General features: G+C 62.9%; 23 protein-coding genes. 11 read left to right on the top strand and 12 right to left on the bottom strand.

The features are described 5' to 3' along the window. The first annotated feature begins 136 nt into the window (after window positions 1–136). The 6 genes from ACFRJ9_RS18225 to ACFRJ9_RS18200 are packed head-to-tail and all read left to right on the top strand — an operon-like array spanning window position 137 to window position 6,171. Window positions 137–1,162 carry a glycerophosphoryl diester phosphodiesterase membrane domain-containing protein gene (locus ACFRJ9_RS18225; RefSeq protein WP_377670792.1) on the top strand — a complete coding sequence of 342 codons (1,026 nt, stop codon included), beginning with the start codon at window positions 137–139 and terminating at the stop codon, window positions 1,160–1,162. Further along, a complete protein-coding gene (locus tag ACFRJ9_RS18220; protein WP_377670790.1) occupies window positions 1,159–1,851 on the top strand; it encodes a DUF4129 domain-containing protein in 693 nt (230 codons plus the stop codon). The genes ACFRJ9_RS18225 and ACFRJ9_RS18220 overlap by 4 nt, the downstream gene beginning before the upstream one ends. Next, entirely contained in the window at window positions 1,848–3,047 is a 1,200-nt protein-coding gene (locus ACFRJ9_RS18215) for a DUF4350 domain-containing protein (RefSeq protein ID WP_377670787.1), read from the top strand. The genes ACFRJ9_RS18220 and ACFRJ9_RS18215 overlap by 4 nt, the downstream gene beginning before the upstream one ends. Beyond that, window positions 3,044–4,108 carry an AAA family ATPase gene (locus ACFRJ9_RS18210; RefSeq protein ID WP_377670785.1) on the top strand — a complete coding sequence of 355 codons (1,065 nt, stop codon included), beginning with the start codon at window positions 3,044–3,046 and terminating at the stop codon, window positions 4,106–4,108. The genes ACFRJ9_RS18215 and ACFRJ9_RS18210 overlap by 4 nt, the downstream gene beginning before the upstream one ends. Window positions 4,109–4,140: 32 nt before the next feature. Beyond that, window positions 4,141–5,433, top strand: a complete 1,293-nt coding sequence (locus ACFRJ9_RS18205) for a DUF58 domain-containing protein (protein WP_377670784.1) — start codon at window positions 4,141–4,143, stop codon at window positions 5,431–5,433. Between the two features lie 12 nt (window positions 5,434–5,445). Next, entirely contained in the window at window positions 5,446–6,171 is a 726-nt protein-coding gene (locus ACFRJ9_RS18200) for a DUF4166 domain-containing protein (protein WP_377670782.1), read from the top strand. On the opposite strand, the gene ACFRJ9_RS18195 is transcribed toward ACFRJ9_RS18200, so the two are convergent. After that, window positions 6,168–7,202, bottom strand: a complete 1,035-nt coding sequence (locus ACFRJ9_RS18195) for a hypothetical protein (protein ID WP_377670779.1) — start codon at window positions 7,200–7,202, stop codon at window positions 6,168–6,170. The two genes, ACFRJ9_RS18200 and ACFRJ9_RS18195, sit on opposite strands and share 4 nt — an antisense overlap. Before the next feature lie 3 nt (window positions 7,203–7,205). Beyond that, entirely contained in the window at window positions 7,206–7,595 is a 390-nt protein-coding gene (locus ACFRJ9_RS18190) for a chorismate mutase (RefSeq protein WP_377670777.1), read from the bottom strand. A 159-nt stretch (window positions 7,596–7,754) separates the two neighbouring features. On the opposite strand from ACFRJ9_RS18190, the gene ACFRJ9_RS18185 reads away from it, so the two are divergent. Continuing rightward, complete coding sequence (locus ACFRJ9_RS18185; protein WP_377670774.1) at window positions 7,755–8,411, top strand: NADPH-dependent F420 reductase; 657 nt, start codon at window positions 7,755–7,757, stop codon at window positions 8,409–8,411. A gap of 95 nt (window positions 8,412–8,506) precedes the next feature. Here the strand turns inward: ACFRJ9_RS18185 and ACFRJ9_RS18180 are convergent, their stop codons facing one another. The 4 genes from ACFRJ9_RS18180 to ACFRJ9_RS18165 form a co-directional block, all read right to left on the bottom strand. Continuing rightward, a complete protein-coding gene (locus ACFRJ9_RS18180) occupies window positions 8,507–10,213 on the bottom strand; it encodes an ABC transporter ATP-binding protein (protein ID WP_377670772.1) in 1,707 nt (568 codons plus the stop codon). Further along, on the bottom strand, window positions 10,210–11,217 hold the full coding sequence (locus tag ACFRJ9_RS18175) for an ABC transporter permease (RefSeq protein ID WP_377670770.1): 1,008 nt from the start codon (window positions 11,215–11,217) through the stop codon (window positions 10,210–10,212). The genes ACFRJ9_RS18180 and ACFRJ9_RS18175 overlap by 4 nt, the downstream gene beginning before the upstream one ends. A gap of 2 nt (window positions 11,218–11,219) precedes the next feature. Then, window positions 11,220–12,311 (bottom strand): ABC transporter permease, encoded by a 1,092-nt coding sequence (locus ACFRJ9_RS18170; protein WP_377670767.1) that lies wholly within the window; start codon window positions 12,309–12,311, stop codon window positions 11,220–11,222. Between the two features lie 118 nt (window positions 12,312–12,429). After that, the gene (locus ACFRJ9_RS18165) at window positions 12,430–14,058 is read right to left on the bottom strand and encodes an ABC transporter substrate-binding protein (RefSeq protein WP_377670765.1); all 1,629 of its coding nucleotides are present in this window, start codon (window positions 14,056–14,058) and stop codon (window positions 12,430–12,432) included. A 321-nt stretch (window positions 14,059–14,379) separates the two neighbouring features. On the opposite strand from ACFRJ9_RS18165, the gene ACFRJ9_RS18160 reads away from it, so the two are divergent. After that, window positions 14,380–15,207: a caspase domain-containing protein gene (locus ACFRJ9_RS18160; RefSeq protein ID WP_377670763.1), complete on the top strand. Its 828-nt coding sequence runs from the start codon at window positions 14,380–14,382 to the stop codon at window positions 15,205–15,207. A gap of 31 nt (window positions 15,208–15,238) precedes the next feature. Here ACFRJ9_RS18160 and ACFRJ9_RS18155 read toward each other — a convergent pair whose 3' ends face one another. Both ACFRJ9_RS18155 and mnmA read right to left on the bottom strand, forming a co-directional pair. Continuing rightward, complete coding sequence (locus ACFRJ9_RS18155) at window positions 15,239–16,864, bottom strand: hypothetical protein (RefSeq protein ID WP_377670761.1); 1,626 nt, start codon at window positions 16,862–16,864, stop codon at window positions 15,239–15,241. A gap of 93 nt (window positions 16,865–16,957) precedes the next feature. Continuing rightward, entirely contained in the window at window positions 16,958–18,079 is a 1,122-nt protein-coding gene (mnmA, locus tag ACFRJ9_RS18150) for a tRNA 2-thiouridine(34) synthase MnmA (protein WP_377670931.1), read from the bottom strand. Window positions 18,080–18,257: 178 nt separating this feature from the next. On the opposite strand from mnmA, the gene ACFRJ9_RS18145 reads away from it, so the two are divergent. Further along, window positions 18,258–19,496 (top strand): NAD(P)/FAD-dependent oxidoreductase, encoded by a 1,239-nt coding sequence (locus tag ACFRJ9_RS18145; RefSeq protein WP_377670758.1) that lies wholly within the window; start codon window positions 18,258–18,260, stop codon window positions 19,494–19,496. Between the two features lie 13 nt (window positions 19,497–19,509). On the opposite strand, the gene ACFRJ9_RS18140 is transcribed toward ACFRJ9_RS18145, so the two are convergent. Both ACFRJ9_RS18140 and ACFRJ9_RS18135 read right to left on the bottom strand, forming a co-directional pair. Then, a complete protein-coding gene (locus ACFRJ9_RS18140; RefSeq protein ID WP_377670756.1) occupies window positions 19,510–20,739 on the bottom strand; it encodes a cysteine desulfurase family protein in 1,230 nt (409 codons plus the stop codon). Between the two features lie 26 nt (window positions 20,740–20,765). Next, window positions 20,766–21,449, bottom strand: coding sequence for a helix-turn-helix transcriptional regulator (locus tag ACFRJ9_RS18135; protein WP_377670754.1), 684 nt, complete (start codon window positions 21,447–21,449; stop codon window positions 20,766–20,768). An 89-nt stretch (window positions 21,450–21,538) separates the two neighbouring features. Here ACFRJ9_RS18135 and ACFRJ9_RS18130 point away from each other — a divergent pair, with 89 nt between their 5' ends. Further along, window positions 21,539–21,958: a hypothetical protein gene (locus tag ACFRJ9_RS18130; RefSeq protein WP_377670752.1), complete on the top strand. Its 420-nt coding sequence runs from the start codon at window positions 21,539–21,541 to the stop codon at window positions 21,956–21,958. A 39-nt stretch (window positions 21,959–21,997) separates the two neighbouring features. Here ACFRJ9_RS18130 and ACFRJ9_RS18125 read toward each other — a convergent pair whose 3' ends face one another. Beyond that, window positions 21,998–22,672, bottom strand: a complete 675-nt coding sequence (locus ACFRJ9_RS18125; RefSeq protein WP_377670750.1) for a hypothetical protein — start codon at window positions 22,670–22,672, stop codon at window positions 21,998–22,000. An 83-nt stretch (window positions 22,673–22,755) separates the two neighbouring features. Beyond that, window positions 22,756–23,688, bottom strand: coding sequence for a diacylglycerol/lipid kinase family protein (locus ACFRJ9_RS18120; RefSeq protein ID WP_377670748.1), 933 nt, complete (start codon window positions 23,686–23,688; stop codon window positions 22,756–22,758). Between the two features lie 123 nt (window positions 23,689–23,811). On the opposite strand from ACFRJ9_RS18120, the gene ACFRJ9_RS18115 reads away from it, so the two are divergent. Next, window positions 23,812–24,756, top strand: coding sequence for a J domain-containing protein (locus tag ACFRJ9_RS18115; protein WP_377670746.1), 945 nt, complete (start codon window positions 23,812–23,814; stop codon window positions 24,754–24,756). Window positions 24,757–24,776: the final 20 nt, after the last annotated feature.

Genomic DNA, 24,776 nt, shown 5'->3' with positions numbered 1-24,776 from the left:
GGGTGGTCCTCCTGCGTGGGCAGCCCCCCAATATGGTGCCCAAAACCAGCCAAACCACGCTGCACCGGGATGGCCTCCCTATGGACAGCCGTTTTATGTCGCCCCTCCCAAGCCTGGTGTCATTCCACTGCGCCCGTTGCAATTCGGGGAGATCCTCGACGGCTCATTCCAGACGATCCGCCGCAATGCCGCCGCCATGTTTGGTTCCGCCCTGATAGTCCAAGCCACCGGGGCAGTGCTCATTGGCATCGCTTCAGTTGGAATGCTCCAGCTGTCCATGTCCGTCGAATCCATCAATTCGGAAGCTGACTTCGCCGAGTTCATGGGCCCATTCGTCGCCATCATGGCAAGCGCGCTGGGCGTGTCCGTTTTGCTCGGATTCCTCGGAGCCGTGCTCCAAGGGGTCATGGTGGTGCCTGTTTCGCGTTCGGTTCTTAACCGGCGCACCGGCTTCAAGCTGATGTGGAAGCTTGCGGGCCGACGGATTTGGCCCCTCCTCGGCGTCGCTGCGTTACTGACACTGTGTGGATTACTCTCGGCAGCGGCACTGATCGGCATAGCGATCCTGCTGTTTACGGGCATGGGACCGGGCGCCTTCCTCATTGTCATGCCCTTGGGTCTCGGTGCAGTGGTGCTGTTTGTCTGGATCGGCCTGAAGCTGATGCTGGCGCCCGCTGCCATAGTGGTGGAACGCACCGGAGTTTACGACGGATTGCTGCGGTCCTGGCAGCTGACCAAGAACAACTGGTGGCGCATCTTCGGGATCACGCTCGTGGTCACCATCATGGTGGGGATCATTGCCCAGATCGTCCAGATCCCCGTGTCGTTGGCTGCAGGGGCTATCGAAGCTGTTGTCACGCCACATCCGGACCCGGACTCAGTTTCGTCCACCCTGATTCTGACGACCGTTATCTCTACAGCGATAGCGGCTCTGGTGGGGTCGGTGACGTTCGCTTTCCAGACGTCCGTCTCTGCCCTGCTCTACATGGATCTGCGAATGCGTCGTGATGGACTGGACGTGGAATTGCTGCGGCTGATGGAAACCGGCGCTGATCCGGACGGAATACCCGGAGGTCCGTCGACGCTTCCCGCGAACAACGCGTGGCCCCCGGCAGGAGGGCAATTCCCGTCTGCTCCCCCCGGAACGCGGCCCTCGGCATGAGCGGAGCCCCGCTCCGCCCGTTCATCCTCTGGGCGCCCCTCGAACCGCCTGTAACACCGGACCGTGAGGAAGCACGGAGATGGGCAACCGAGGAACTCTCCAAGCCGCAGTATCCTGATGCCCGGCCCAGCTGGCTGGATCAGATGTGGCGCGACTTCTTGGATTGGCTGACGTCCCTTGAGGGCGACGGGACTGGTCCCGGCAACACCTTTGGTGTTCCTCTGATCATCGCCTTGGCGGTAATACTGATCGTCGTGGCCATCGTGGTGGTCCGGCCCCGGCTGAATGTGCGTCGAAAAACAAGCGCTGCGGACATCTACGGAGATGACAGCAGGGTGGACGCTGACGGCTACAGGAAGCGGGCAGCAGTTGCAGCCGACGACGGCGACTGGGCGGCCGCCGTCGTCGAACAGTTCCGAGCAATTGTGCGCTCCGCCGAGGAGCGCGACGTGATCGACGCCCGTGCCGGCAGGACCGCAGACGAGGCCGCCGAGGAGTTGGGACGCGTGTTTGGCGGCGCCCAAGTGCTTCTGGACAGGGTCGCCCATCTCTTCGACGCCGTCCGCTACGGCGACCAGGCCGCATCCAAAGCTGAATTTGAGGCAACCCGACAACTCGATTCCGACCTCCAGGCCATGGCGCCGGACTATGCGGGGCAGACCCACGAAGGATTCCGGGTGCCCCGATGACACACCCCACGATCCAGCGAACCAGCGTTCCCGGCCACGAGGCCCGTGAAGAACGCGGCGGCCGGGGACTCGTTGCCTGGTTCCGGCGACACCTCCTCTGGATTGCGATCGCTGCGGTACTGGCCGGTTTGGTGACCTATTTGGCCGCAGACCGCTTCTCCGGCCCCGATGACGCGCGGCCCATGTCCGCCCGAAATCCATCCCCGGATGGCGCCATGGCCCTCGCCGAAATCCTGGGGCGCCAAGGAGTTTCCATCACATCCACCGACACCATGAATGACACTTTGGGCGCTTTGTCGGGCAAGGGAGAAACCACTGTCCTGCTCTATGACCCCCGGGGATTCCTGGATAGGTCCCAACTTCAGAGTCTCAGCGAGGCGGCAGGACGGGTGGTAGTTGTAGCCCCGAGGCTCAGAACAGTCAGCGGGCTGGATGGTGACCTCCGTCCTGGCGGGGTTGTACCTGGTGCAACCGGCATCCTTGACCCCGCTTGCAACCAGGCCGATGCCAAGGCAGCTGGCCCCGTGGCGGCACAGGGAACCATCTATTCCGGTCCCGTGGTCTGTTACGCAGCCCGCAGCGGCGGACCAGGGTTGTACGCCGCGTCAGCAGACGGACAGGTGATCGTCCTCGGGAGTTCCGAACTGATGGACAACGAACACCTGACGGCGGAGGGCAACGCCGCCCTCGCGCTCCGAACACTGGGTAGTACTTCAGACCTCGTCTGGTATATCCCGGGGGTCTCAGATATTGCCGCGGACGGTTCCATTCCCACGCTGAACGAACTTGCTCCCAAGTGGCTGGCCTTCGTTGGCCCGTGGCTGGCCGTCATCGCGCTGCTGTCTATCGCGTGGCGCGGGCGGCGCATGGGGCCGTTGGTGTTCGAGCCGCTCCCCGTGGTGGTCAAGGCCGCAGAAACGGCAGAAGGCCGGGCACGCCTCTACCAGGATTCGCGGGCCGTTGGGCGTGCGGCTGACAACCTCCGGGCCGGAACGCTTGGCCGCCTTGCCCGCCACTTCAATCTTGGAACTGACGCGACGGTTGAAGCACTCGTGGACGCGACAGCCCACCGCCTGGCCAGGCCGGCTCCGGAGCTGAGGGCCGCCCTGATCGACTTCACACCCGAGACAGAAGGACAACTGGTGCAGTGGGCACAACAGATCGAACGAATCGAACAGGAGGCGACAGCCCGATGAGCAGCCAGCCGAACAGTTACACAGACAGCAACAGCCAATACACGGGCGGCGCGACGCCACAGGCAAGCCGTACAGAAGAGGGCGTACCGCAAGTCATCGGGCCCGCTGCCGTGGATCCAGCACGGCAAGCGCTGTTGGATGTCCGGGGCGAAGTGGGTAAGGCAGTTGTCGGCCAGGACCCTACCGTGACAGGCATGCTCATTGCCCTTCTCTGCGGCGGGCACGTCCTGCTGGAAGGGGTCCCCGGTGTGGCCAAGACGCTCCTGGTGCGGGCCTTGTCCACAGCGCTGAGCCTGGACACCAAACGAGTTCAGTTCACTCCGGACCTCATGCCCGGTGACGTCACAGGCTCCTTGGTCTATGACTCCCATTCCTCCGAGTTCACCTTCAGGGAGGGTCCGGTATTTACCAACATTCTGCTCGCGGATGAGATCAACCGGACGCCTCCGAAGACGCAGGCCTCACTCCTGGAAGCGATGGAGGAACGCCAGGTCTCAGTGGATGGTGTGTCCCGCCCGCTTCCCGATCCCTTCATAGTGGCGGCCACGCAAAACCCGGTGGAGTACGAAGGGACTTATCCCCTTCCAGAGGCCCAACTTGACCGATTCCTGCTCAAACTCACAATGCCGCTACCGGGAAGGTCCGAGGAAATCGAGGTTATCCGGCGCCATGCTGCCGGCTTTGATCCACGAAACCTGGCCGCAGCCGGCGTACGGCCGGTAGCTGGCGCCGTCGAGCTTTCCAACGCCCGCGCGGCCGTAGCGCAGGTGGCTGTGGCGCCCGAGATCCTTGCCTACATTGTTGACATTGTCCGTGCGACGCGGGCCGCACCCTCCTTCCAACTTGGAGTGTCGCCCCGCGGTGCCACTGCCCTGCTCAACACCTCGAAAGCATGGGCCTGGCTGACTGGCCGGTCCTTCGTGACTCCGGACGATGTCAAGGCGTTGTCGCTGCCTTGCCTTCGGCATCGTGTGGGCCTGCGGCCGGAGGCGCAAATGGACGGAATTCACGTGGACGATGTCCTGGGCAGCATTTTGGCATCGGTCCCGGTGCCGCGGTGATGTTTCGGTTGAGCCCGGCAACGGTGGCTTGAATGGCCATCACGGGACGTTTCGTGCTGCTGGCGTTTGCGGCGCTGGTGCCGATTGTGCTCTTCCCCGTGTGGAGCACAATCCTGGTTATCGTCACCGGGCTGCTCCTGGTCCTGGTCCTGGACCTCGTCGTGGCTGCGTCACCGGCACGACTGGTTCTTGACCGCCAGCAACCCGGGAACGTAACGCTGGAAGGCAGCGTGGATTCCGTGCTCACGGTAACCAACAGCACCGGGCGCACTCTCAGGGCTGAGATCCGCGACGCATGGCAGCCCTCGGCCGGTGCCGCCAACCCAGCACAAACACTCCTTGTTCCACCGGGAGAGCGCCGCCGCATGACCGTGACGCTGCTCCCCCGGCGTCGCGGCGACCTCGAAAGCCCGCACGTCACGGTCCGGTCATTTGGTCCGTTGGGAATGGCGGCACGACAACGAACCCTCGCATTGCACGGCAGTCTTCGGGTTCTGCCGCCGTTTCATTCGAAGCGCCACCTGCCCTCCAAACTGCGGAAGCTCCGCGAACTGGATGGCCGGGCGGCCGTGCAGATCCGCGGGGCCGGCACCGAATTCGACTCGCTCCGGGACTACGTCCGAGGTGATGACGTCCGCTCCATCGACTGGCGCGCAACTGCCCGCCGGACGTCCGTTGTGGTGCGGACATGGCGCCCTGAACGTGACCGGCGTGTGGTGATTGTCCTGGATACCTCGCGGACGGCTGCGGCCAGGATCGAGGACGAGCCACGGCTCGACACCGGGATGGAAGCAGCGCTGTTGCTGGCCGTGCTGGCTGAACGCGGCGGTGATCGCGTTGACTTCCTTGCCTATGACCGACGGCTCCGGGCGCGGGTCGAGTCGGCGTCGAAAGGCAATCTGCTCGGTCAGCTGGTCCAGGCGATGGCCCCGTTGGAATCGGAACTCATCGAGTTGGATTGGCAGCAGGTTCCGGCGCAGGTGCGTGCCGTTTCGGCGCACCGCTCGCTGGTCGTCTTACTGACTGCGCTCGACGGCGGTGCCCCCGAAGAAGGGCTCCTCCCCACTGTGGCGCAGTTGTCGCGCCACCACGTGGTGATTGTTGCCTCGGTCCGCGATCCCCTGTTGTCGGCCATGAAGGAAGAACGGTCAACGGCAAGCCAGGTATTTCGCGCAGCTGCGGCCGAACGGGCGCTCTTGGAACGCGCCGCGGTCACGGTCCAATTACGGAATCTCGGAGCTGAAGTGGTGGACGCAGAGCCGCTCGACGTTCCTCCCATGCTTGCTGATACGTACATCCGGCTCAAAGCTGCCGGACGGCTTTAGGAAGGATCGGCCATGAACGCCCCGATTTACCAGCTCGCCCTCGGAGATGACTTCGCCAATCTGGCACCAGAAGTCCAGGAGTACTTTTCGCTGGCCGCCGGCTCCGGCTCGTACGGAGTAGGCGAAGGGATCTTTGACGTGGTGGGTTGCCGGCAGAAATGGCTGCGCCCTTTGCTCGCCCTCACCGGAAAAGAAGAGGCCTTCTTCCCGGACTATGGCGAGGGCATCCCGTTCCGCATTGAGAATCACGCCCACGTGGATCCGTTCGGCCGTCCAGCATTGACGGCGCGGCGGGAAATCTACTTCCCCGCTGGAACAAGGCTGTTCCATGACACAACCAGCGCGCTGCTCCCGTCCCCGGAAGACGGGAGTGCGCACGCGACCACCCGTCTGGTGGACCATGTAGGTCGCTACCGCCGCCTGGTCACCGACCTGGAAGTCAGCGTCACGGCCGAAGGCCGACTTCGTGGCATTTCCCGGGCGAGCCGCCTGCTCTTGGGACCCGTCCGGATCCCGTTGCCCGCAGCCTTGGACGCACGCGCCTATGCCGAGCAGTGGTGGGACGAGGCCGAGGGCAAGCACCGGATCCAAGTCAAGGTCATCCAACCGCAGGTCGGCGTGGTGCTGGTCTATGCAGGACGATTCGACTACCGGCTTGTGCCCTACTTGCCCGGTGCTGCCCCCGGCACGACGCTCCCCCGTTATGCCGAACCGGACCGGTGGGAAAAGCGCCTCTAGCCTTGCGCCAGCTGGTCCAGTCCGTCGGCCACTTGCGTCAGCCGGGTGAGTACGTCCTTGGCCCCTGAAGGCGTGAAGTACTCCAGGCCCGTCGATGGGGTGACGCGGATTCCGGCCAGGTCCGACGCCGGCAGGCCAAGCTGGCGCCAAGGTTTCCAAATGCTTTCCACCACATCCGCGGCCCGTGCGAGCCGGGCATGGGCGTTGTCGGTGGAAAGAGCCCCTGCCCAGAGGCGTTTCCCGCCTTCAACTGCGCCAGCGAGTTGCTCCCATTGGCGGGTGGTCAGGGCCTTCAGCGGCACTGCTACGCCGTCCGCACCTGCAGCCAGTATGCGATCGATGGGTGCTTCGATCTCCGGCACCGACACCACGGTTTCGACGGCGCCCGCGGCCTTGAGCGCATCGATCACCAACCGCCATGCTCCGGTGACCTCTTCGCCCGAGATGGAGCGCAGGGTCCGGTAGCCGCTCGCCGTCGGGATGGTCCCGGCCATGACTGCGGCAATTTCCGGCTCGTCCACCTGCACCACGAGTCCGGCGCCCGGAACAGCGGCAGAGACACGCTTCAGGTGGTCAGCAACCCCGGCGGCCAGGGACTCGGCTATGTCCCGGCGAGCACCATAGTCCAGGAGCGCCCGTTCGCCGTTGTGAAGGTAGAGTCCGGCTGCCAGGCTCATCGGACCCAGCAGTTGGATTTTGATTTCCGTTGCGGAAACGTCTTCGGCGCCGGCCACATCGGCCAGAACGTTGATGTCCGTTGCGAGTGCCGAGCGGGCCCGCTGCGCATCCTTTCCGGGCCTGTCGACCAGACGCCAGCCGTGTGGCTGGACGTCGATGGCCATCTCCACCAGCAAGGAGCCGGTCCGTCCCACAGCATCGGATCCCACTCCGCGATCCGGGAGCTCGGGCAGAAACGGAACATGGGGGTCGCCGAACTCGCCCCGGATGATCCGGGCCGCCTCGGCAGGGTCCCCGCCGGGCCACGGCCCCAGTGCGGTGGCACTGGCACGCAGGTCATTCAGTGGCGGCATGGATCAAGCCTGTTGGCTGGAAATCTGGTGGTCCTCGGCAATGGCCTCGTGGTGTCGGATCACTTCGCTGATGATGAAGTTCAAGAATTTCTCGGCGAAGGCGGGGTCGAGATGGGCATCCTCGGCGAGGTGGCGCAGCCGGGCAATCTGGGCAGCTTCCCTGCCTGGATCGCCAGCCGGAAGCTTGTGCGTGGCCTTGAGGATTCCTACCTTCTGGGTGGCCTTGAATCGCTCAGCCAGCAGGAAAACAAGCGTTGCGTCGATGTTGTCGATACTGGACCGGATGGACAACAGCTCATCCATGATGGCGCGGTCCACATGGCCGGCCAGGGAACTCGCTGCCGGATTGAAGGAGTCGGCGTCTTCGGGGAGGGCATTGTTCTGCTCGGTCATGCATCCCAGTCTAGGGTGCCGGCCGGTACCTCCGCGGGTGTTACCTGCGGAGACCAGACCAGAGGAGGCGGCCCGTACGGCAGCTCGACAAACAGTGTCCGTGGCTCAGGAATCGGAGCAGAATGACACCATCACTGCAGAGCCAGCAAAGGAGCTTCCATGAAAATCGCTGTTCTGGGCACCGGAATGGTGGGGCACACCCTCGCCGGTAAACTCGTCTCACTCGGGCATGAGGTCACCATGGGATCGCGCGAATCCGGCAACCCCAAGGGCGAGGAGTGGGCACGGCAAGCTGGCCCATTGGCCGCGGCGGGATCCTTCAGCGATGCGGCGGGCCGATCCGAGCTGATAGTCAACGCAACTCCGGGCACGGTCAGCCTGGCTGCCCTCGCGGAGGCGGGAGAGGCGAATCTGCGCGGCAAAATCCTGCTGGACGTTTCCAACCCGTTGGATTTCTCCCACGGCTTCCCGCCGTCACTGACAGTTTGCAACACAGACAGCATTGCAGAGACCATCCAACGGACGTACCCGCAGGTCCGTGTGGTGAAGTCACTGAACACCGTCAGCGCGCCGGTCATGGTCGATCCCGGCCGTCTCGCGGGCGACCACGACATCTTTATGGCCGGCAACGATCAGGCAGCCAAGTCCACGGTGTCCGGGCTATTGCAGGAATTTGGCTGGGTTCCTGGGCATATCCGGGACCTTGGCGGACTGGATGCCGCCCGCGCGTTGGAAATGTGGCTGCCGCTATGGCTCCGGATTTTCATGCAGCAGCCACAAGGAAAAATGTTCAACATCGGAATCGTCTCAGAGTAAAGCCCGCGGTTCCGATCAATGAGAAGGCCCGTTCCCCCTCGAGGGGGAACGGGCCTTCGTCGCGTGCAGCCTGAGCCTTCCGGCCGCCTCTGTGTCTAGCCGCCCAGCAGCGCGCGGTGGGCTTCCCGTCGTCGTGCTTGTTCGTCTGGGTCCGGCACCGGAAGCGAGGCAATCAACCGCTTGGTGTAATCGTGCTGCGGCGAGCCCATCACGTGGTTCCCGATCCCCTGCTCCACCAGTTGGCCTTTGTACAGCACGCCAACCCAGTGCGACAACATGTCCACCACTGCGAGGTCATGGCTGATGAAGAGCGCCGCGAAGCCGAACTGCTCCTGGATTTCCTTGAACAGGTCAAGGACCTTGGCCTGCACGGAAACATCCAAGGCGGAGGTCGGTTCGTCGGCGATCAGCAGCCGTGGATTGAGCGCCAACGACCGGGCAAGCGATGCCCGCTGCCGCTGGCCGCCGGATAATTCATGCGGATAGCGTTCGGCGTACGACGCCGGCAACTGGACTGATTCGAGCAGCTCACCTACTCTTTTCCTCGCCTCAGCCGCGGTGGGCTTCGTGTGGATGATCAGCGGTTCGGCAACGCATTCACCGATGGTCAGGTGCGGGTTGAAGGACGCGGCCGGGTCCTGGAAGACGAAGCCGATCTCCTTCCGGAGAGGACGGAAGGAACGCTCCTTGAAGTCCAGCATCTCGTACCCCAGGACTTTCAAGCTGCCGCCGGTGGTCCGGTTCAGGCCCGCGATGGCCCGTCCGATGGTGGATTTTCCAGAGCCCGACTCGCCTACCAGTCCGAAAACCTCATTCTCCGAGATGGTGAAACTGACGTTGTCCACGGCTTTGAATCCGTGCCTGCCAAACCTGCCCGGGTATTCGATGGTGAGGTTCTTTGCCTCCACCAGTACCTTGCCGTCCTGGTGGAGACGGCCGCGGGCACCCTCCGAGGCCGAATTACGGCCAAGGTGCGGCACGGCGGCCAGGAGCTTCCTGGTGTATTCCTGCTGCGGATCAGCAAAGAGGACCCTCGAAGCTGCTTCCTCCACAACATCGCCCTGGTACATGACCACAACGCGGTCTGCCAGGTCCGCAACGACGCCCATGTTGTGGGTAATGAGCACAATTGAGGTGCCGTAGTTGTCGCGCAGGTCCCTTAGTAGTTGCAGGATTTCGGCCTGAACGGTGACATCCAGGGCTGTGGTTGGCTCATCGGCCACTATCAACCCGGGGTTCAAAGCGAGAGCAGCTGCGATCACCACGCGCTGCTTCTGGCCGCCCGAGAACTGGTGCGGATAATAGTTGACCCGTGTTTCCGGCTCGGGGATGCCCACCTTGCGGAGAGCCTCCGTAGCCCGTTCCTTGGCCTCCTTGGCGGAGACGCGATGACCGTCCGTTGCATGTGCCCGGATTCCTTCAGCGATCTGCCAGCCCACGGTGTAGACAGGGTTCAGGGCGGTTGAAGGTTCCTGGAAGACCATGGCGACGTCCCGGCCACGGATCTTCCGCAGGGTGGACTTGCTGACACTGATGATGTTGTTGCCGTTGATCACCACTGCGCCGGAACTGATGGCTGTCTCGGGGAGAAGGCCCAGAATTGTCTTGGCCGTTACTGTTTTGCCGGAACCGGACTCGCCCACAATGGCCACCACTTCGCCAGCCCTGACATCCAGGCTGACGTCCTTGACGGCGTGGACATCCCCTCCGTCGGTGGCGAAGGTGACCTGGAGCCGGTCAATGGCAAGTACGGGCTGGTCGGAGCCTGCCGGGTCGGATCTTTTTCCGAGGTTCGTGGTCATGGCTTGCCTGCCTCTGAAGATGTTGACGGTCCAGCCGGTGTTGCGGGGGCCTTCGCTGTGGTGCCTGCGCGTTTACGGCCGCGGATCCGGGGATCGTTGAGGTCGTTGATGCTCTCTCCCACCAGCGTCAGGCCCAGGACCGTGAGGACGATGGCAATGCCAGGGAACACACCGGTCCACCAGATACCGGAGGAGGTATCGGCCAACGCTTTGTTGAGGTCGAAGCCCCATTCTGCAGCTGACGTCGGTTCGATGCCGAACCCGAGGAAGCCCAGGCCCGCCAGCGTCAGGATCGCCTCGGAGGCGTTGAGGGTGAACATCAGCGGCAACGTCCTCGTTGCATTCTTGAAGATGTGCCGTCCGATGATGCGCATGCTGGATGCCCCGAGCACTTGGGCCGACTCAACGAAGGGTTCGGCCTTGAGTCGGATGGTCTCAGCGCGTATCACGCGGAAATACTGGGGGACGAAAACCACGGTGATGGAGAACGCGCACGAGAAGATGCCGCCCCAGAAACTGGACTGGCCACGGCTGATCACAATCGAAATGACGATCGCGAGAAGCAGCGTGGGAAACGCGTAGATGGCGTCCGCCACCACTACCAGGATCCGGTCCAGCCAACCACCAAAGTAGCCGCTGAGCAGACCAAGGGCCACACCAAGGAAGAGCGACATCGCGACGGACACGACGATGACAGTCACGGCTGTTTGGGAACCCCACAGGACACGGGACAGGACGTCGTAGCCGCCAACGGTGGTCCCCAGCAGGTGCTTCGCACTAGGTGGTTCTTGCGTTGGAAACGATCCGGACGCATCACTGAGCTGGGAGTAGCCGTACGGCGCCAGAAGTGGAGCGAAGATGCTGGTGAGGATGAACAGCCCGCTGAGGACCACGCCCACGACGAGCATGCCCCGCTGGAGGCCGACGCTCTTCCTGAGGTGTGACACCACGGGCAGGCGTGAGAGAAGAGGCTGCTTGGGGCGGGTCAATGAAGGAGTGCTCATGGTCAGTACCTCACTCGCGGGTCGATGAGCGCGGCGACGATGTCCACGATGAAGTTGGTGACAGCCACGATGATCGCCAGCAGGACCACAATGCCCTGCACTGCCACGAAGTCACGGGCATTCAGATACTGAACCAGCTGGTAGCCGAGCCCTTTCCATTCGAACGTGGTTTCGGTCAGGATGGCACCGCCGAGCATCAATGCGATCTGCAAGCCCATGACCGTGATGATGGGAATGAGCGCCGGCTTGTAGGCGTGTTTGGTCACCAACCGGAACTCGCTGACGCCCCTGGACCGTCCGGCCTCGACGTAGTCCTTGCCCAGTGTGCCGATGACATTGGTGCGGACCAGGCGCAGGAAGACACCGGCCGTGAGCAGGCCAAGGGCTACGGCTGGAAGAACTGCATGGGAAACAACGTCAGCGAACGCTGCCCAGTTGCCACTGCGCAGCGCATCCAGCCAGTAGATGCCTGTAGGAGCCGCCAGGCTGCTCATGGTCAGTTCCGTGCGGGTAGAGGCCCGACCAGCTACGGGGAACCAGCCTAGCCATACGGAAAAGGTCAGTTTGAGGAGCAGGCCGGAGAAGAAGACGGGAGTGGCGTAGCAGAGGATCGCGAAGAACCTCAGCAGTGCGTCCGGAGTCCTGTCTCGGTGCTGGGCAGCGATGAGTCCGAACGGGATTCCGACTGCGAGCGCCACGATCAGTGCGTTGATGGAAAGCTCGAGTGTGGCCGCGCCAAAGGTGGTCAGCACCTCCACAACGGGACGGCGGTCAGTAATCGTGGTGCCGAAGTTTCCGGTGAGGAGTTGTCCAAGGTATTCGAAGTACTGCACCAGGACTGGCCGGTCGTAGCCGGCGTCGTGTATTCGCTGGGCCAGCACATCCGGGGGAAGGCGGCCGCCTTGGGCTGCGGTGATGGGGTCTCCGATGACCCTCATCAGGAAGAAGACCAGCGTCACAAGGATGAAAACGGTGGGGATGATCAGGAAGAACCTGATCACGATGTACCTTCCAAGGCCTCCACCGGGCCTGGACTTGCTCTTGGGAGCCACGATTCCGGGCTCAGCCTCGGGTACTTCTATAAGTGTTGTCATTGATACCTGCATTTCCTGCCCGTGGGTTGCGCGGGATTGTGTCATGCGTGCCTGCCACGAAGGTGGTCAGCAAAGGAGGCGGGACACATGATCAGTGTCCCGCCTCCCCCGGGTCTGGTTACTTGGAAATAGTTCCGAGACGGAACTTGAAGGAAGGATCGAGCGTCATTTCGACGCCGTTCACACTGCTTCCAGCTACCGCCACCTGGGCGCCCTGGAGGAGCGGCAGGGTGGAGATGTCCTTGGCCAAGGCATTCTGGACGTCCTTGATGTCCGCTTCGCGCTTGGTCTTGTCCGCTTCGGTGAGCTGCTTGCCGATGAGTTCGTTCACGGCCGGGTTGTTGTAGTGGTTCTTCAGGAAGCCGCCGTCCGGGAAGAAGGGCGTCAGGTAGTTATCGGCATCGCTGAAGTCGGGGAACCACCCGAACTGGAACAACGGGTACTCGTCAGCACGGCTTGCCTTGCTGTAAGTGACCCATTCGGTGGACTGCAGGTTGACCTTGAACAGTCCCGACTTCTCCAGCTGTTCCTTGACCATGGCGTATTCGTCGCCGGAGGATCCACCGTAGTGGTCCGGGTTGTACTGCAGGTTCAGGGCGACGGGCTCGGTGATTCCGGCATCGGTCAGCACCTTCTTGGCCTTGTCCGCGCTCGGCTTGCCGTCGTCTCCGTAGGCATCCTTGAAGGACTCATTGGCTCCGAGGAAGCCACTGGGAACGTTGGAGAACAGGGGCAGGTAGGTGCCCTTGTAGACCTGGTCGGCAATGGCCTGCCGGTCCACGAGGTTTGCAACAGCCTGGCGGACTGCCAGCGCCTTGGCCGGGTCTGCACCAGTTGCTTTGGTGCCGAACGGCATGGTGTCGAAGTTGAAGGTGATGTAGCGGATCTCGCCACCGGGCCCCGTCAACACCTTGACCTTGGAGTCCTTCCTGAGGTCATCGACGTCCGTTGCACTCAGGCTGCGGAATGCTACATCGATGTTGCCCTGTTGGATGTCCAGCTTCAGGTTGGTAGGGCTGGCGTAGTACTTGATGGTGGCCGCGTCATTCGCAGGCTTCCCCAGCACGCCCTTGTAGTCAGCAAAGGCCTTGAAGCTGACGAGCTCGTTCTTCTTGTAGCTGTCGATGGTGTACTGACCGTAGAAGGCATTGGCCTTGATGATCTCGTCGTCCGAAAGGACCTTGTCTGCCGGGAAGACTTCATCGTCGACGATCGGCGCGGCAGGACTGCTGAGAATCTGGCTGAACGTCTGGTCGTTGGCGTTCTTCAGCTTGAACACCACCGTGGTGGCATCCGGAGCAGAAACACTCTCGATATTGGTCAGCAACGATGCTGGTCCGGCGGGGTCGTTGATTGCTGTCTGGCGGTCAAACGAGAACTTGACGTCCTTCGAATCCAAGGTGTGGCCGTTGGCCCATTTCAGGCCTGACTTGAGCTTGACCGTGTACTCGGAGGGGGCCGTGAACGACGACGATTCCGCGAGGTCCGGTACCGGCTCGGCTCCGCCTGGCTTGGAGTTCAACAGGAACGAATAGATCTGGTTCATCACCATGAATGAACCGTTGTCGTATGACCCGGCCGGGTCCAGTGATGTGACTTTGTCCGTGGTGCCGTAGGCGACGGGGCCCGAGGCAGCCGGGGCTGAGGAGGAGCCGCCACCGGAGGGCCCGGTGCATGCCGTTAAGGCGAGTGCGGAGATGCCCGCCAGCGCGATAACGCCGTGCAGAGCCTTCTTGTTCAGTGCCATCTGGTGAACCTTCTGTTCGATGGATTGGGCGCGCCGCCGTGGGATATTTGTGACGGCGAGCACTCTTGATTCCCCGATTCAATCAGACTTCGAACGCCTCGAACCCTCATTTTTGTGATTCGAGACACAATATTTACCTTCCAGTAGCTTTGCCGATGCGCCCGAGGGCCATTGCCTCCGGAGAGGTGCCGGAATATCTTTGTTGCGAGTTGGCAATCGCTGGATCACCGTGCGGCTCATGGCCGCCGTGAACAGCATCCGGGCGGTGGTATCTGGGGCCGCCGTGGTAAAGGGTGCAGGACCGGTCCGAAGGACACGCTCATGAGCAAGGCAGCCCTCTGTGTAGGGATCAACAAATTCAAATATCTCCCGGAATCAAGCTGGCTTCAGGGCTGCGTCAACGACGCGGAAGACCTGGCGGCCCTTCTCCAGGAAAAGTACGGATTCGCAGCAGGAGACGTCACCGTCCTCAGGGATGCAAAGGCCACCAAGAAGTCGGTCATGGCAGCCCTGAATGCGTTGGTGGACGGCACGGCGAACGGAGATGCCAAGCACATTGTCTTCACGTTTTCCAGCCATGGCACCCAAATACCGGACACCAGCGGAGATGAGGCAGACAGGCTGGACGAGGCGTTCGCTTGCTATGACATCAACAACACGGGTGACGCCTGGGATCCCCAGACCGTGATCTCCGATGACGAACTCTCGGCACTGTTCGCCCGCCTGCCCGAAGGTGTCCTCATGGACGTGGTCCTGGACACGTGCCACAGTGGCACGGGGCTGAAGTCGCTGGACCTTTTGCCCGGACGGCGGCCCCGGTTCCTTCCCGCTCCGACGCCGCGTGCAGTCATTGCCACTGAGTTCAACGACACCCGAACGCTTCGCGATCTTGTCAAGGCCGCGACGCTGTCCAGGCCGGTCCTCATGGCGGCCTGCCGTTCCGATCAGACAGCCGCCGACGCCTTGATCGATGGCAAGTACAACGGCGCCTTCACTTACAACTTCGTGAAGGCCTTGCAAGGCAACGGCACTGCGGGCCGCGCCGAAGTCCTCAAGGTTGTCGGCAAGGGCTTGAAGGCCGGCGGATTCGATCAGGTCGCCCAATTGGAAGCCACGACGGCGGCACGCAAGGCTGCCTGGGGCAGCTAGCCCGCGGTGGATGGTCCTGCCACGGCACCGGCTATTCGCCGGTGCCGTGGAACTTGTGGCTGACCCCTGACGATGCTGCCCGCTCTGCGTCGAGTTGTTCATCCGAGTTGAACAACGCGGACTGCCGATCCCTGTCCATCACCGGTTTTAGCGCGGCGTAAACGAGGCGTCCTCCTGCATCGAAACGCAGGAGCCCTCCGCCACGGACGTCCACGTAGTCCCGCCGCGTCTTCAGCCCCAGCCGGACGTAGGCTTCCCTGCGGCTCATGCGGACCGTTTGGATAAAGGAAGCCCCGATTTCCGAAATAATGAATCCGTCGGGGGAAACACGTTCCGAGGTTCGCACGCGGGTGGAACTGAGCGGCGTCCGGCGTTCGAGCCGTGCCGCGTCAAGGAGACGCGGGTTCTCCCATACAAAGCGCTGGACCTCTTGGGGATCCGATCCCAGGGCCGAGAGCCTGATGGGGTATCGCAGGCCCTGGTAGTTGTCCACGCCGCTGATGTTGTTCATCGAAACGCGACGGATGCCGATTGCAGAGAACTCTTCCTGGATCGCCTCGCGGTACCCATAGTTGTCCTCGGGCACCATGTCCTGGTCGGCGGCGACGATGCCCCTGAGGAGGTCACGCCAGGAAACGTCAACGGGCGGCATATACGAGAGGCCGCGGATCACCATGCGCAGAATCCTCATGGCGATGATCGAACCGGATTCGGCCTTTTGTTGGAGGCTTTGGTTGTCCCCGAACCGGGCATTCCGTTCCGACCACAATCGCTGGACAGCACGGAGCACCGCTCCCACCACTACCGCTCCGCGGGCGTGGGGTTCCGGCAAATCCTGCCAATCCGCCGGAACAGCCCCGACAAAGGGCTCGCGCAATGGACCGCGGGCAAAGAGGTCCCTTGCGAAGTCAAAGAGGGATCGCATGAGAACGGCGTCATCGACTACTTGACCTGCTTCGAATCCACCGGCCGCCGCTTCAAGCTGCCGGTAAACCACCTCACGGGAGGAGAACACGGAAAGGATAGCCACGAGATCGGCCAGTGCCTCATGCATGGCCAGCTGTTCCATGGTGGCCATTTGGTCGGCCCAGGCAGGCCTGAACCCGTCAAGGATCGCGTGTGTCACCTCGTGGGCCACGATGTCCCGGTAGAGGGCAGTAGGGACTTTGTAGCCCATTCGGTCTACGGAACCGAAGCGGATGATGTTGGTTCCCCGTTCATAGCCGGTATCGACCGCGGTCACGAGGTCACGGGCTTTCAGCACCACCCGGCCTTCAGGGAACCACGGCATACGCCGGCCGAGCGTGGATTCGAAAATCTCCAAGGTGCTCATTGCCACGCCGTAAACGTGCTGGGCAAGGAACCGGGTGTCATCCAGGAGTTCGCGAAGGCCCGGCGGAGGGGGTTCGGAAACCAGCTGCCAAGGATCGCCTTGGCGCGTCAGGGTGACCGGAGAAACAGTGGTTCCGCGCCATTTCCTGATGTGGATCGCGTAGCGGTGACCAGTGGGGCCGCGCCGCAACCGCTCCACGGGTATGCGCACCTGGGCTGTCAGCGGAGGTCCCCCGGCACTGCCGATCGGCCCTTCTGCAAGGACGGTCACCGAAACCATCTGCCCGGCCTTGATGTCTCCCGGGCTTTTCTTTGGAAATGCCACGTCATCGCCGTCCCGAATGCGGACCCCAACACACCGCAGCGGAAGCGCTGCTTAGGCCAGTATGAAGGCGCCGTGATGCGGAGGCAATGACTCCTAGAGTGCTGCCCTCTGCAGGGAACGGGCGGCGTCGATAGTGGCTTGCCCCAGCACCCGGCTGCCTTGATAGAGGACCACGGTCTGTCCGGGAGCCACGCCACGCAGGGGCTCCGTGAGGGTGACCACGAGTTCGGCCCGTTCCACACCTGCCTCGTCAACAGCCGATTCGACGTGTGCGCGGGCAGGCACGGGGTCGCCGTGGGCACGGACCTGTGCATGGCATTCGAACTCCGCGCCTGTTGCGATCTCGGAAATCGGTAGGCCAGCCCAGGAAACCTTGATGCCACGGATCTCGTCGATGGCAAGCAGCGCTTCGGGACCCACAACAACTTTGTTTTCCTTGGGCCGGATCTCCAAGACGAAACGTGGTTTGCCATCGGCTGCGGGAGTGCCAAGCTTCAGGCCCCTGCGTTGGCCAACGGTGAACGCGTTGGCGCCGGGATGCTCGCCGACCTTTGCCCCCGATTCATCGACGATGTCACCGGTAGTCATTTCGATCTTCTCAGCCAGCCACCCGCGGGTATCGCCATCTGAAATGAAGCAGATGTCGTGGCTGTCCGGCTTGTTTGCCACCGACAGTCCCCGCCGCTCGGCCTCAGCGCGGACCTCGGCCTTGGATGGAGTGTCCGCCAAGGGGAACATGGAGTGCTTGAGTTGCTCATGGGTCAGGACGCCCAGGACATAGCTCTGGTCCTTGGCCCAATCGGCCGCACGGTGCAGTTCCCGGTTGCCATCTGCGTCTTCGATTACTTTGGCGTAGTGCCCTGTACACACGGCGTCAAACCCCAAGGCGATGGCCTTTTCCAGCAACGCCGCGAACTTGATTCGTTCGTTGCACCGCATGCATGGGTTTGGCGTCCGGCCCGCCGCGTACTCGTCGATGAAGTCCTGAACGACGTCTTCCTTGAAGCGCTCGGAGAAGTCCCACACGTAGTAAGGGATACCCAGGACGTCACAGGCCCGCCACGCATCACGCGAGTCCTCAATGGTGCAGCAACCCCTGCTTCCTGTCCGCAGGGTGCCGGGCATACGCGACAACGCGAGGTGGACTCCGACGACGTCGTGCCCCGCCTCAACGGCCCGGGCGGCGGCCACGGCAGAGTCGACTCCGCCGCTCATTGCTGCAAGTACTCGCATGCTGGCTTTCTGTGTCTCTGGAAGATGGCATCGATTCCGGCTCAGAACAGCCGGGGTGCCCATCCATTCTAGCGTGTACTGCAATGAGCATGGTTCATCCCTTGACTGACCTGGCACCGGCTTCTAAAGTCAAAATTACTGGTTTTAGAATCGAGTGGACATGGCACAACAACGAATGGTCATTGCCGGTGGAGGGCTGGCCGGGGCTACGGCGGCAAAAACCTTGCGCGCGGAAGGATACACAGGCCCCATCCTCATGCTGGCGGCGGAGAACCGCATTCCCTACCTTCGGCCCCCGCTGTCCAAAGAGTTCCTCTTGGGAAAAGTCGGCGAGGATTCCGTGCCGGTGGTGCCGGCCGGATGGTATGGGGAAAACAATGTTGAGCTCGTCCTGGGCAGTCCCGCGACCGGTATCAGTCCGGCCAGCCATACGGTGGCGTTGCAGGACGGCCGGACCGTGGACTATTCCAAGTTGCTCATAGCCACCGGTGCCCGACCCCGGCGAATTCCCGTCCCGGGTTCGGACTTGGACAACGTCATGACTTTCCGGACCTTTGACGACAGCCTGAAGTTACGGACGTTGCTGCAGGACGGTGGGCGCAAGGTAGTCATGGTGGGCTCGGGATGGATCGGCATGGAGCTGGCCGCAGCAGCACGCAGTTATGGCAATGACGTGACTCTGCTCGGACTGGAGGATGTCCCGCTGAGTGCCGCCATTGGACCGGAACTGGGCAGCTACTTCCGCCGGATGCACGAGGAACACGGGGTGCGCTTCAGACTGCCGGCAAGCGCAGCCGTTATCGAGGGGCGGGGCGGACGCGCGGCTGCCGTTCGCACCAGCACAGGCGAAAGCCTGCAGGCCGACATCGTGGTCCTGGCGGCCGGAGTCTCTCCGGACACGTCATTGGCCGAAGGCGCGGGGCTGGTCCTCAACAATGGGATCCTGGTGGATTCTGGGCTCCACACGAGCGCTCCGGACATCCTGGCCGCGGGCGATGCCGCCAACGCGCTCCACCCTTTCACCGGCGAACACCACCGCAGCGAACACTGGGCGAACGCCCTCAATGGCGGCAAGGTAGCAGCAAGATCAATGCTGGGAAAGGCCGCCGTCCTGGATGCCGTGCCCTATTTCTATACGGACCAGTTCAACCTCAGCATGGAGTACTCCGGCTTTCCATCGCTGGCTTCCGGCATTGAACCGGTCATCCGCGGCTCGTTGGATGACGGCAGTTTCAATGCATTCTGGGTACGCGGGAACCACGTGGTGGCGGGCATGAGTGTCAATCAAGGCAGGGTTCAGAAGCCCATTAAAGCGTTGATTTCAGGACGGATCCAAGTGGACATTGCCCGACTGACTGACGCCCAAGTGCCTTTGCAGGAAATGCTGCCTGCCGCCTAGGGCCCGGGCTCACTTAGTGGGACGACGACCCCAGCCGGGCAACAGTAGCGGCTGTTTGAATGCTGGATTCATGGCCGGCCATACCGGCTTGCCTGGCCCGTGCGCATGCCTCCGGGAGCGCCTTCAGAAGGGCATCGACGTCGGCATCGGTTGAACTATGGCCAAGCGTAAAGCGCTGGGCTCCGCGGGCCGTAGCTTCGTCGAGGCCCATGGCCAGAAGGACGTGTGAGGGTCGCGGAACACCGGCGGTGCATGCAGACCCGGTGGACGATTCAACTCCGGCAAGATCCAGCAGGAAGAGCAAGGAATCGCCCTCGCATCCAGGGAAGGTGAAGTGGGCGTTCCCCGGTAGCCTGCCGCTCGACGGAGCGCCCCTCAAAACGGCGTCAGGAACCGTCTCGCGCACTCCGCTGATGAGGCGGTCCCTCAACGAACCAAGCCGTTCCCGTTCCACCTCAAGACTCGATGTAACAGCTTCCGCCGCCGCTGCGAACGCGGCGATTGCCGGCGTATCCAGGGTTCCCGAACGCACGTCGCGTTCCTGTCCGCCGCCATGCTGAACCGGCGTCAGCTTGACTGCCCGGCCCAGGAAAAGCGCGCCAACGCCGACCGGACCGCCGAGCTTGTGTCCCGAGACGGACATTGCCGAAAGGCCGGACGCCCGGAAGTTGAGGGGAACGGACCCGAAGGCCTGGACGGCGTCCGAATGCACCGGAATACCGTGCCGGTTTGCCAGTTCCACAATCTGCTCAACAGGCTGAAGAGTGCCAACCTCGTTGTTGGCCCACATTACCGTTACCAGCGCCACAGACTCCGGTTCCTTGTCGAGTTCCCGTTCAACCTCCTCAAGGAGCACGGTTCCGTTCTCATCGACGGGAAGCCACACGACCTCAGCACCTTCGTGCCGCTCAAGCCATTCCACTGTGTCCAGCACAGCGTGATGCTCGACGGCGGAGCAGAGTATGCGTGTCCGGCGGGGGTTTTCGTCGTGGCGGGCCCAGTAAAGACCCTTCACCGCGAGATTGTCGGCTTCCGTCCCGCCGGACGTGAAGATCACTTCCGAAGGGTGCGCACCCGCTGCTGCAGCCAGGGTTTCGCGGGCATCTTCCACTGCCCGGCGCGCACGACGACCAGCGCCGTGGAGAGACGACGGATTGCCCGTCCGCGCCAACTCGCGCGTCATGACAGTGAGCGCTTCGGCTGCCATGGGCGTGGTGGCGGCGTGGTCAAGGTATACAGGCACCTTGCAATTCTACCGACGCCAGGGCGTCACGGCTCTGGCGGGGCGTCCTCGATGACTAACCGGGCACAGCAATGCCCTGTTCCCGGATCCGCTAGAACGACCTCCGGGGCAAGACCGGATGCCGTCGCCACTCCCCTGAGGAACGCACCGTTCATAGCGCACACCACTGCTTCGTGCTCCCGCGACAAGCGGTGGAAAGGGCAATTGAGCAAGCTGTACCCGCCGGAACCATCCGCCGAGGGTTCGTACCCCAGGTCCGCAAGTACGCCTGGAAGGTCCCCGGGTCGGCCGAGCTGCTTCCCTTTGCTGCCAGCGACCTCCAGAAGCGCCTGGCGGACGGGCACGTCCCCAGCGAAGGACCGCGAGATGGCTGTGGCCATGAGGTCCCCTGCGAGGTCATACCTGCGCTCGGGGACCGATGCGTCCACCTCGTTCAGTGCGGGCTTATAGAGCTTGGCGGGTCGGCCGGAACCTGGACCGGCTTTGTCGCTGGCTTTCCTGAATTCGATGTCCAACAGCCCGTCACGCACCAGCCTGTCCAGGTGGAAGGACGCTGTGCTTCGTGGAATTCCGACGGAGCTGGCCGCTTCATCCCGCCCTACAGCATCGTCCGCACCGCGGATGTAGGCGTACAGCGACCGGCGGTTGGCGTCGTCCAGCGAGGCAATGGCCGAGATTCGCTGGAGCCATGGGAGTCCTGGCGTGCTCATTCAGCAAGGATATCTCTAAAAACAAGATCCATTGTTTAAATGGCAGAACGGCTCTAAAATCAAAGTATCCATTTTTAGAAAGGAATGTCATGGAAACCGCAGCTACGCACCTCCACCCACGGACCGGGCTGACCCCGGTGCGAGGACCTTCACATCAGGCCTTCCTGCTGCTCAGGACCGTATTCACCATTGCACCGATCGTCTTCGGGCTCGATAAATTCAGCAATCTGTTGACCAACTGGACTATCTACCTGGCTCCCGCAGCAACAGCGGTCTTTCCTGTTCCAGCCCAGACATTCATGTACGGAGTGGGCATCATCGAGGTCGTAGCCGGCATCATCGTGGCTTTCCGACCACGCATCGGATCACTCGTGGTGGCCGCGTGGTTGCTGGGCATCATCGTCAACTTGCTGGTGCTTGGCGCCTACTTTGACGTAGCGCTGAGGGACTTCGGCCTGCTGGTGGGAGCCCTGGCACTTAACCGGTTGGCAATCGCCAACAAGAAGTAGTCCAGTTCCCAACTTCCCGGCGGTGTCCAAGACCCGCCGTCAGGATGGCGGAACCACCACTAACCGGGCTTCCACATCCGCCCGGGCCGAGGCCAACGTGGCATCATCCGGGCAGCCGACTGAGACATAGATTGAAGATGCCGGACTGCTGAACAAGCGGGCCATCACCAAGGCGGCCCTTCCACCGGAAGCCGCGGAAGATCCCAGCGCGAGGAGCTCTACGGCATGGTAGGGCTGGTCGGATTCCTGGCCCCAACGCAGGGAGGCAGGCTTCAGACTCTCCACTGCGGCGCCCGCATCCAGGTAGCGAAACAGTTCCTTCGTTGAGGCGGCATCGTCGCCGGCCACCACCAAAGGCCCTTGATTCACGCTGACACGCGCCGCCACGGTGCACCCGTCGGTCTTGCTGTAGCGCACCTCACCCTGAAGGGCAGTGTGCACCACCGACCAACCCGGCACCTCCTCCAACCGGCTGGAGATTGTCACCGGATCCCCCGCTGCCAAGGTGCCTCCCGCTGTCAGCGGCAAATCTTTCGCTGCCACGGCGGCCGCATCATGACCCGGCGTCACCGTCGGCGTTGCCAGCGTGGACGCCGACGGCGAGGGCTGCGGCGCCGCAGGATCGGGAACGTTGACGCTGCACGCGGCCAGCAGGACACCCGCGGTGCCCGCGGCGGCCAAGCCAGCCAGTCGTCGTCGAACGTTGCGCGCCACCCTTGCTCCCTACTCCAGTTGTCTGCCGCCGCGATCGAGTCTAGCCGCCGGCAGGTACCCATGACCCAACGTCGTTGCCCCGTCTAGGCGAGGACGGAGAGGCCACCCGGAACAATCTCCACGTCAACGGGAAGGGCCGCCACACGCTCGCCGTCCGCGTACGCCACCACGCCGTCGGCCTCCAGCCGCACTTTGCGGACCCGGCGGATCTCCACAGCCGGGTGGCCCGTGTGCTTGCCCGCAAACACCTTGGGAAAAACGGCCAGGAATCGCAGCCTCGACAAAGGTTTGACCACAAAGAGATCCAGCCATCCGTCGTTGGGCTCGGCGTCAGGAGTGATCTTCATACCGCCACCAATCGATCGACCATTCGCCACCGACATCAGCAAAGCCCGCTGCTTCCAGTAGACGCCGTCCGCGGTTACCGAATATTCGATTCCCCGAAGGGCATACAGCTCGCGCAGCATCGCCAGGTTGTAGCGGCCCTTTCCCCGCGGCCATCGCCAGGAGTTGGCCCGCTCATTAACCGCTGCATCAAATCCGGCCGAAAGAACACCGGCAAAGTAGGTGCTCCGGCCGGCCGCGGTGACAAGGCCCGTGTCTATCCTGCGACCACCAGCCTCCCATGCGGCCAGCAGCCTGCCGCATGCGGCGGCAGTACGGTTCAAGGGCAATCCGAGGAGTCTCGCGACGTCGTTACCGGTACCGCTCGGAACGATTCCCAACGGGACATCCAGGCCGGCGAGCGCGTTGACCGCCAAATGAACCATGCCGTCCCCGCCCACCACCACCAGGGCATCAACGCCGGCATCGGCAGCAAGGATTTCCTCGACCCTTGCCTTGAGTGCCTCATAGCTGTCCGCCCGAAGCACGACGACGTCGCAACCGGCGGCACGCAACCACCGGGCGGCTTCGTCCCCCGCCTGGCGGTTATGGCCAAAAGAGGCCGCCGGATTTATCGCCAACGCGATCTTCCCCGGCGCGCTGACGGGATGAGGTGGTGCCGGAGGATTCACAGCGTGAATTATGCCAGCCGGGAACCACGGAGACCGCTGCCGACGTTCACATAGTGGCTGGATAAACTGGCTTGTACCGCGTCGCATCCGAGGCGGACCATCATCTTAGAGAAGGGCCCGTGGTTGGCCGAGGGCAGCAGTTCGCACTATCAGGTACTCCGCGTGTCCGTCACCGCGACGGACAAGGAGATTAAGGTGGCCTACCGCAGGGCCGCCCGGAAGGCCCACCCCGACCACGGCGGGGAAGCGGAGATCTTCCGGCGCGTGACCCTCGCCTACGAAACCCTGATCGATCCCAAGCGGCGGGCCGAATACGACCGGAGGTATGCCAGCGGAGCCTCCGGCCTCAGCCAGCCGCGCCCCGGAGACTACACCGGCGCGCCTGCACCAGGAGCAGCGACCTCCGCCAACGTCAAACGTCCGCAGACCCAACGCAACACGGCCGGTGATCCCCCCGTCTATGTACCTGCCTTCGACGACCCTGACGAGGTCCCGCTTATTTCCCGGGCCGAAGCAGTCCAACAAGTCCACGGGCTCCCCCGCAAACGGGGGATTTTTGGCGCAGAGGCCCGCATCCAGCGGGAGATGCGGACAGTCCAGCTCATCAGCCGGCAGGTCCTGACCGCCATACCTGCGGCACGGCTCATCAATGGTCTCCGCTCACCGTCGGACAACAACCATATTGACCACGCTGTTTTGTCCGGCTACCGGCTCGCATTGGTTGGCTCCATGCTGCTGCCCAAGGGTGCTTACGCCTGGGACGGCCACGCGCTCCGGCACGGCGGCCGCTCCGTCGCTCCCCCGCAGCTTGGCCACATAGTGCGCCACATGCAGGACATTTTTCCTGAGTTGAACGTCACCGGATGGGTGGTCCTCCACAGCCCCGATGGCAACCTCCACGAACCGGTCATTGACCAGTACAGCAAGGGACCGACCGAAAACAACGCAGTGGAGGTGGTCAATGGTGCAGGGCTTGCCCGGGGCCTGAAGCAGTTCCTCAGCTCCGGACCCGCTCCGAATACCGTGGTGGTCCCTGTCCTCGCCAGGCTCCTTCGAGGGATGCACTAGGACGCACGTCGGCACGCACC

This window comes from Paenarthrobacter sp. NPDC056912 (genome assembly GCF_042786555.1).
In the GTDB taxonomy this organism is placed as follows: Bacteria; Actinomycetota; Actinomycetes; order Actinomycetales; family Micrococcaceae; genus Arthrobacter.
Note: the sequence above shows the minus strand (reverse complement) of the source record. Positions and strands in the feature narration are given on the sequence as shown.